We start from the raw sequence: 7,736 nt of genomic DNA, 5'->3' as shown, positions 1-7,736 counted from the left end.
AATTGAGCCTGAACATCTCAATTTTATCGGGATGGTCTTGTTGGTCAAACCCTCGTTCCCTCCACCCGCATAGCGGGTGGTTTTTTGTTTCGCACGCTTCGCGAGCTCAACTGGCTAAAGCCTAAAACAAAAAGACACGGGGCGGATGCCCCGTGCCTTTCATCTATTTCACACTTTATGCGCCCGCTTCCTCCGCCATCACCTGCGGAACCAGAAGCTTAATCCTTGAGATGCGCTTATGATCCGTTTCCTCCACTATGAAAACATGCCCGTCGACTTCGGCCGATTGCCCCTTATGCGGCGGGATCGTCTCGATATGGGAATACAGCCAGCCGCCTACGGTATCGTAGTCGGTCGTATCCAAATCAAGCCCGAATCGGTCGTTGATTTCCTCAATGAGCATCAAGCCGTCAATCGAATATTCATGTTCCTGAATTTTTTCGATGCCGGGACGTTCCTCGTCGAATTCATCCTGAATTTCACCGACGATTTCTTCCATAATGTCTTCCAGGGTTACGAGCCCGGATGTGCCGCCGTATTCATCGATCAAAATGGCGATCTGGGTCTTTCCCCGCTGCATCAGCTTCAGCAATGCGCTGATCTGAATGGATTCCGGTACAGCCAGGATCGGACGAATTAAAGTATTATATTCGGTAGCCGTAGAACGCAATAAGTCCTTAATATGAATGAATCCGATAATATGATCCTTGTCACCATCGCAAACCGGGTATCTTGTTCTCATGCCTTCGTAAGCAATTTCAAGATTTTCTTCTCGGGAAAGCTGCGTGTTCAGGCAGATCATTTCCGTCCGGGGAATCATGATTTCCCGTCCGGTCGTTTCCGCAAAATCGAAAATATTGTCCACCAGCGCAAGTTCCGTATTGTCGATCAAGCCGTTTTTGTTGCTTTCCTTCATCAAAATCCGTATTTCTTCCTCCGTATGGGCGGATTCCGATTCCGATGCCGGGGCGATCCCGAAAAGGCGCAGCAACGCATTGGCAAGCCCGTTTAATACCCAGATGAAAGGATACATCAGCTTATTAAAATAAACCATTGGAGCGGCCGACATCAGCGCGACGGATTCCGACTTGCGGATCGCCATCGATTTCGGCGCCAATTCACCAAGCACGATATGAAGAATGGTAATGATGAGAAACGCGGTGGCCACGGCGATCCCGTGAACAGCGGCTTCTCCGAAGCCCAAGGCGTGAATCAGAGGTCTGACGAGGGTTGCTACGGCCGGTTCCCCGAGCCATCCAAGCCCCAGCGATGCCAACGTGATGCCAAGCTGGCAGGCGGACAAATAAGCGTCCAAATTGTTGACGATGCTGCGGGCGAACACCGCGCCTTTGCGGCCTTCGTCAACCAGCGTTTCCACGCGGCTGCTTCTGATTTTCACCATGGCAAACTCCGCGGAAACGAAAAACCCGTTCAATAAAACGAGTATTACTACCCAAATCAAATTGATCAAACTCGGTAAGGGGTCAGTCAATCTTTTTCCTATTCACCGTACGTCTTGACCGGCAAATAGGTACACCTCCTTCGTATTTTGAGATCATGAGTCCTGTGATGCATAAAAATCGCGTTTGCCGTCAACTTCCCAATGGATCCATCTCCTATCTTAAGTCAAGATTTTTTGCAAAATCAGCTTGTGTATGATTTTGGAATATATCTTTAATTATATAATTATACACTATACAGTCAAACCATCGGGTATGACTGCATACGAAAGGGACCCGTTGTTATTGCAAGCAAAACTCCGATATACAGGCAAAAAGAGCCGCCTTTTGTCATTTATGACATGAAAGGCGGTCTTTTCGGCGTTGAAATCAAAATATGGAGTTAAAAAGGCTGCAAACCTCTAAATGTTGAGTTTGTCAGCGTTTGGTTACCGGCCTTGAGGCGGATTGCCGACGACGCCGGGATATTGGTAAACCAGAGGTTCGTTGAATACGATGTAATCCAGATTAAGCGTCAGCAGGAGGATACGCTGTCCGGTGGAACGTTCGGAGATAATGATATGGTCCCGGCCCGCGGCTTCGATGACGCCGGTAAATATCTTGGCGTTCCATTGGGAATTGTTTTCGTACGTCATGTAAAAGGTTCCTGTTTTCCCCAAATTCAAACGCAAAATGTTCTCCACGTACGATTGCTCGAATTGCTGCTGCGGAGCCTGGATCACTGCTCCCGTCGGAGTCATCGGACTGCCGCTCGTGACTTGGGGCGGAACTGCGCCCATGCTTCCGGGCGTTCCCATGCTGCCGGGAGTTCCCGCGCCGCTTCCCGACACTCCTGGATAACCCCCCATTTGATAAGGCGATGGACGAAAAAACTGAGGCACCATACTTTCAAATCCTCCTTCAATTAAGTACGAAATCATGTTTCATTTTGTTTTTTGCCCAATCAAAACACGTTAGGACAATCCGCGCTGGAGGGACTGAAGAAGCAATGGCTTTTGTATCGTCCCGTATTCGATTGATTGAACCAAGTTGCCGGACAGCCGCCCGTGGGGCGAAAAAACCATAAAGCATTCGAAGCCGGCCAAAACCGTTCGCCGTTAATGGCGCGTTGCGCAAGCCTGATATCCTGTTCTCTGGCCCTTTGATAAAAATACGACTTCTGCGGGGCTTCAAAACCGCCTGGGCTTTGGTAAACCATATCCCTGATGCTGCGGATATTGTTGAAATCCAGACAATTTCCCAGAATCCTGTTCACGCCGACGTTGCCGACCATCAGCATGCCGAGACTCCCTTCACCTTCAGCTTCAGCCCTCATCAAACGAGCGAGCAGTCTTGTTTGCTCTGAATTCGTTTTGATAACAGCCAAGATTCTACCTCCCTGCAAGAATGATTTTCCTTATAAGTGTATGTGCATTCGCCTAGATGAGTGACAACAAATCTTTACAACTTGTACTTTATTGCGACACGGACGCGGTTCGTTTGACGCCTTGTTTCGATCCAAACGGGAATGCGCGCTCTTTTCGGGAAACAACAAAATAAGCGCCTATTCCGCATTCCTTTGCGAAAAAAGGCGCTTACGCGAAAACCTGGGATTGCGTTTAATTTACGGGCATGGGGTGGTTCGGTTATACGGAGGAGTTCGTCAATGCGTCTACCTGGCGGACGACTTGGGTTGCGACGGCTCGCAACGCCGCCGGATCGACGGCCGCATCATACGCCGACCATACCTCGTCGCGGATCCGTTTGATGTCCGACAGAATCGAAATCGAATGTTTCATGGAAGCGGAATACCGGCCCCGAATCTCGGCGATTTCCTCGGCGAACGCCTCGTCCGTGCCTTCCTTGATGGCCAGTTCGTACACGTCGAGGATGCTGTCCCCTTCGCGGCTTGGAAAATGCTCATGCGGCGCCGTGCTGTCGAAGATGGCCAGACTTAGTTCAGGAAAAATAAGCATATCCAGGCTGTTCGGATCAAAACCGCAGTGGTAAATCTCGGTGTCGATACCCCGCGCTTCCGCTTCTTTGGCCAATTTTTTGAACATGGTGGATTTTCCGGAGCCCGGGCGGCCCTTGACGAAAATCCGCGTGCGGAGGTTTTCCGTCAAGTTCGGAACGTAATCGAGGGCTCCTTGCCACGTGGCAGCGCCGAGAAACCGGCGGGTGACGTTCGCTTTCTTCGAGCGGAATGGGACCAAATATTCGTCGGCAAACTCCGCCGTGATTTGATTGGCGCGTTCGCGGTCTAAATGATCGATGTAGAATTTCTCCCATTCGTCATGGATGCGCAGCGTTTTTAAAAAGGAGTCGTAAGCCTTCGCGTAAAGCGCGGCGATTTCCTGCTCCAGATCCTTCGTCCGCGCTTCCACATCGTCGATGAAACCGCTTCGCAGCGCCGCGGCAGCGTCAATTACGCGAATTTCCGTCCCCTCCAGAACGGGATCGGCGCTCCAGGCGTTTCCGTCGACGATGCCGATTCGCGCTTCCTCCAAAATGATGCCTTCCAGCTGCTCGCTATCCAACGTCTCATGTATATAGTGTTTCGTCCAGCCGTTATCTTTCCACGCCGCCGCCAATTGGGCAAGCACTTGCGAAGTCCCCGATCCGATCCGTCCGTCGATGACAAATACGGTATCCAGTCCGTTTAAAATGGAATCGTACAACGTGTACAACCCCACTGCCGTATTGCCGCGCCCGAAATAATGCTTTTCCAGACCTGCCATTTTCGTTCACGCTCCTTTATCTCACTCGCGTTGCTAACACCTTATGGTATGCCGGCAGCCGTTTCTGTGTGAATGCCCAGCGTGCCGCCCGGCATGCCCTCGGCTCGCCCTGACGAGTGATTGCGCTCCGGAATAAAAAAATCTGCTTGCCGCCTATTCGGCGCAAGCAGAACATTTTGCTCATTAGCGATTCAGGTTCAAGGTTTTGCGTTCCTCCAATAATCGTAAGCGTGCACCACGTTGCCTGCGTAGGAGGGGGAATCTTTCAACAAACCGGGCAGCTTCGCCAGCTCTCCCTCCATGTATTCCGCTCCTTCCTCGAAGAAGGTAATGTGGTTGCCTTCATGGCTTTCTTTCATTTCGACCGAAAGGAGGATCGGCTTGCCCAATTCGTCCGCAAAACCGATTTCTTCTTTGGCGACGTTGACGATGCCGTTCGAACCGGCCGCGGAATCCCGAAAAGCCATCAATGACACGTGGTCCATGCGCTGGATCATCCATTTGCTGATCGACATGTCCCCGCCCGGGACTTTATATTTGTCGAGCCAAACCGCCAAATCCATGCTCGCTTGCAAACGGGAGTCCTTTTTCAGCTCCGTGACGAACGCATCCAGGTTGGAGGTCCATTCCGAAAGGACCCGCTGCGGATCGGACCTCCATTCCGGAAGCACGTAGGGCTCGATATCCAAATGGATGCCATGGAAACGTTCATCTCCCTGAACCGAGCGGTTGTAGTCCTTGACGTATTTGACCAGTTTCATCATTTTGGGACGGCTTTCCTGCAGCGCCCAGATCGGATGTCCCCCCATGGCGTGCACTTCAATGCCTGCGGCCGAAGCCTGTTTGACGAAAGTTTGATACGCGCTGAAAGGCTGCTCCAAATCCAACCGGACATAAAGCCAGTTCAGCTTTTTCTCTTTGGCGAAGCCGATGATCTCCTGAGCGTTCTGAAGCACCTGGTTTGCTTCCCAGATATAGGTACCCCTTACCATGGAATCCCGAACGACCGGATCCGCATCGGGAACGTTGCCCTCCGGGTCGGGGTCCGGGGCCGGTTCGGGGGCCGGACCGGGTCCCGGCTGATCACCGCCCCCGCCGCCGCTAGGCATGTTTTCCCAATAACGGAAGTCATGGATGGCCAGTCCCGCAAAAGAGGAATGAGCGCCCAGCCGGCCGGTCAGATCCGATAAGGATTGGTTCATCTGCTCTTTTTGCTGCCCGTAAAAGGTCGTGTAGCTTTCGCCCGGCATTTCCTTCGTGTTGACGCCGATCAGCACTTTTTTGCCGAGTCGGTCGGCTAGGTCGAGCTCGTCTTGGGACAAGGCGATAATGCCGTGTTCCGAATCGACGTCATTCCGGTAAGCCAGCACCGTGACATGATCGAATTGCCGCATCAGCCATTCGTTGAGCGCTTCGCCCCCGGAGGCGCTGTAACCGTCAAACCAGAAGGGAATGTCGATTCCGAGTTCGAGCCCCGAGCCGGATGTTTTGCCTAGAAAAGCCGATAGGTTGCTCTCCCATGTTTGGATGACTGCATCATGATCCGCTGCCCACTGGGGAAGAACATAAGGTTCTATATCGAGATGGATTCCATCGAACCGGCTTTCGGGCGAGGCGCCGGCATTGTACTCCATCGTCCATTCGGCAAGTCCTAACATGCGCTCCCGATGTTCCGTCAGCGCCCATCCTGGATCACCGCCAAGCGCATGGACGGCGACGCGTTCCTCATGCGCGTGCTGCACGAACGTTTCATAGGTCTTTTTAGGCAAATCCCGATTGATTTGCAGGTAGATCAGATTAATGCCTTCATTGCGGGCGAACTCTAGTAATTTTTCTCCGCCATCCTCGATCAGTTCCGTCTGCCATACCCAAGTGGCCTTGACGTCCTTCGACGGGGCGCTGAATCCCGTAAGCAGGATCGCCGCCAGAAACAGCAGGGCAGTGAGCCATCGAGAATTTTTGACAAACATAATTTCCCTCCATTCCTATGCGAGGACTCGCGATCCTCATGTAGTAAACGGAGTAATTATAGCATTGATCCCCCAAAAAAAGATGAGCCCAAGTCCTTAAAGAACGGGCTCATGCAAGTCGCGCGAAATCAAGAATGCCTAAAAGGAACTATGCCGGCCGCGGAAAACGGCCTGGAATGGTCGGAGAAAGAGAAATACTGGAAGGTATTAGGGCCAACTGCGCAGGAGAAAAGTTACGGTTCATAGATCATTTTCCGCGTCATGCCCCCGTCGATCACCAAATGAGTCCCGGTTACGAAGGAATTGTCCGGATCTGCCAAATAGAGGCAAGCCTTGGCGATATCCTCCGGTCTGCCTACCCTGCCTGCCGGATGTTGTTCGTGATCGGCCGGTTTTAGCGAATCGTAGTCTTGCGTTTCGATCCAGCCGGGGCTTATGCAATTGACGCGGATCTGGTCCGGTCCGAGGGAAACGGCCATGGCATGGGTCAGGGCCACGATGGCCCCTTTCGAAGCGGCATATGCCTCCGAATTGGGTTCCGACATCAGCGCGCGCGTGGATGCGATGTTGACGACGGCTCCCGAAACGCCGTTCCTTTTCATGGAGCGGGCCGCTTCGCGGGTCGCGAGAAAGCAGCTTCGCACGTTCGTGTTCAGCACGTCGTCCCATTCGCCGACGGACAGCTCAAGCGGCGATTTCCAGCGGGACACCCCGGCGTTGTTGATCAGCACATCGATTCTGCCGTATTCATCCTCCGCGGCTTTCATCAGCTTCCGGATATCCTCTTCTTTGCGCACATCGCAAGGCACGAAGATGGCTTGTCTGCCTTCGTTGCGGATCGCAGCCGCAGCAGCCGCGCCTTGATCTTCGTTCAGATCCGCCATGACGAGTTTTGCCCCTTGTTCGGCAAATGCTTTGGCTATGCCGTACCCGATGCCTTGGGCCGCTCCGGTGACAACCACGACGATATTTTGAAATGTCATATGGATTCCTCCTTTATTCTAGCCTTACCCGATGCTTCTACTTTAGATTCAATCGTCTTCCCATTCAAGCATATTGCAAAAACAAAAAGACCACATCCTTTGGTAGATGCAGTCCAATCATTTGCTTTTGCCATCGGTACGCGTCATAAACGCTCATAATTCCGGTAACGCGCCCCCGCCTCGGCTTCGCCGGCAAACCGCATACGGCGCTCAAATCCTTTGAACCGGGTGCCTTGAAACGTAAGCCTTCCCGTATCCCCTTCCGCGCATAATCCGAACTGTTTTCCGCTGACGGGAAACTCCATGCGGTCCCCGCTTTCCACTTCGAACGTAATATAGTAGACCGTATTCGTATGGCTGGTCATCTGATCATTCGGCTCATGCGTATGGCGCTGGTTGATTTCGGTCCGTTTGCTGACGATCCGGGAGTCGACCGTGAGAACAGGCTGTTTGTTGTTCCGCCCCCACTGCAGCAATCCTCTGCCGACAGACACGGCAATGATACCGATAACGGCGACAAAAAAGATCGGCATGACTTTTCCGAAGAAGTCGAACATCCAAAATGACGAATCTCCTGGCATGCTTCCCCCTCCTTTTCGACTT

The 7,736-nt window shown here is 52.4% G+C and carries 7 protein-coding genes; all 7 read right to left on the bottom strand.

Translation table 11 applies throughout. The annotated features are described in order from the left end of the window. Positions 1 to 175: 175 nt before the first annotated feature. Positions 176 to 1,492 (bottom strand): hemolysin family protein, encoded by a 1,317-nt coding sequence (locus KI367_RS06900; protein ID WP_212948573.1) that lies wholly within the window; start codon positions 1,490 to 1,492, stop codon positions 176 to 178. Positions 1,493 to 1,888: 396 nt separating this feature from the next. Next, positions 1,889 to 2,344, bottom strand: coding sequence for a spore coat protein GerQ (gene gerQ / locus KI367_RS06895; protein WP_373316210.1), 456 nt, complete (start codon positions 2,342 to 2,344; stop codon positions 1,889 to 1,891). A 59-nt stretch (positions 2,345 to 2,403) separates the two neighbouring features. Further along, on the bottom strand, positions 2,404 to 2,826 hold the full coding sequence (locus tag KI367_RS06890; protein ID WP_246536705.1) for a cell wall hydrolase: 423 nt from the start codon (positions 2,824 to 2,826) through the stop codon (positions 2,404 to 2,406). A gap of 259 nt (positions 2,827 to 3,085) precedes the next feature. Continuing rightward, on the bottom strand, positions 3,086 to 4,180 hold the full coding sequence (locus tag KI367_RS06885) for a hypothetical protein (RefSeq protein WP_212948571.1): 1,095 nt from the start codon (positions 4,178 to 4,180) through the stop codon (positions 3,086 to 3,088). Positions 4,181 to 4,377: 197 nt separating this feature from the next. Then, a complete protein-coding gene (locus KI367_RS06880) occupies positions 4,378 to 6,150 on the bottom strand; it encodes a hypothetical protein (protein WP_212948569.1) in 1,773 nt (590 codons plus the stop codon). A gap of 233 nt (positions 6,151 to 6,383) precedes the next feature. Continuing rightward, positions 6,384 to 7,133, bottom strand: a complete 750-nt coding sequence (locus KI367_RS06875; protein WP_036715658.1) for an SDR family NAD(P)-dependent oxidoreductase — start codon at positions 7,131 to 7,133, stop codon at positions 6,384 to 6,386. Positions 7,134 to 7,276: 143 nt separating this feature from the next. Then, positions 7,277 to 7,714 carry a DUF2500 domain-containing protein gene (locus KI367_RS06870; RefSeq protein ID WP_212948567.1) on the bottom strand — a complete coding sequence of 146 codons (438 nt, stop codon included), beginning with the start codon at positions 7,712 to 7,714 and terminating at the stop codon, positions 7,277 to 7,279. Positions 7,715 to 7,736 lie beyond the last annotated feature (22 nt).

The organism is Paenibacillus cookii (assembly GCF_018333375.1).
GTDB lineage: Bacteria > Bacillota > Bacilli > Paenibacillales > Paenibacillaceae > Paenibacillus_AQ > Paenibacillus_AQ cookii.
Note: the sequence above shows the minus strand (reverse complement) of the source record. Positions and strands in the feature narration are given on the sequence as shown.